This window comes from Lysinibacillus sp. EB271-A1-10B (assembly GCF_058791335.1).
This window is the reverse complement of the sequence record NZ_JBYTDL010000063.1, coordinates 1-918: the sequence shown is the minus strand read 5'-3', so window position 1 is coordinate 918 and position 918 is coordinate 1. Positions and strand designations below refer to the sequence as shown.

At 38.8% G+C, this 918-nt stretch carries 1 protein-coding gene; it reads left to right on the top strand.

All coding sequences use genetic code 11. The features are described 5' to 3' along the window. Window positions 1-918 (top strand): IS110 family RNA-guided transposase (locus AC3WSK_RS26490; RefSeq protein ID WP_492535162.1); only part of this gene is annotated, 918 nt, incomplete at both ends.

Below are 918 nucleotides of genomic sequence, written 5' to 3'. Positions count from 1 at the left end.
TATTTGAATCTACAGGAGTCTATTCAAGAACACTGGAACGTTTCATGCAAGAGAACAACTATAGTTATTGCCTATTAAATCCCTTGGAAGCAAAACTCCAATGTGATTCCTTACGGATTCACAAAACGGACCGAAGTGATGCACATCGATTGGCACTCACACACTTTACGCACGAAAGACGGATTGAAACAGATTCCAATGATGTTTACCGTCAGTTAAAACGATTATCGAGACACTACAGCGAATTGGATGATGAATTGAGCGTCACTCGCAGTCGATTGCATAAGGTCGTCCAGGAAACATTTCCTGAACTCGAGAATATCTTCACGACCAAGTCTGAACTGTTCCTAAACGTAGTACAATTATACCCTCATCCAGATCTAGTCTTGAATCATTCAAAAACAATCATTAAAAATCGAATACTCGCAAACACAAATAAACGAATGGCAGTAAACAAAGCAGAGGAAAAAGCTGTTGAATTAATAGAGGCCGCAAAGCAATCTTACCCCGCCGCGTCTTCAACAGATGTGGTTTGTGATCAAGTTCGTGTATATGCTAAACGGTTTCAAGAGCTTCTCCTTCAGAAAGAACAATGTATCAGTAAAATGGAGTCGATAGCCGAAAGGATTGAAGAATATAGCATAATACGTAGTATTCCGGCTATTGGAGCTAACTCAGCTGTCAGAATCATAGCAGAAATTGGGAACATTCAGAGATTTGATAACAACAGACAGTTGAATGCCTATACAGGTATTGATATTAGGCGGTATCAATCCGGGAAGTTTATAGCTAAAGACAAGATTAATAAACGCGGCAATAAACACCTACGTAAAATAATGTATCTAACCGTTCAGAACATGATTAGACAGCGACGATTTGGTGGAAATCACATTGTTGAGTACTACGATAAATTAAAAA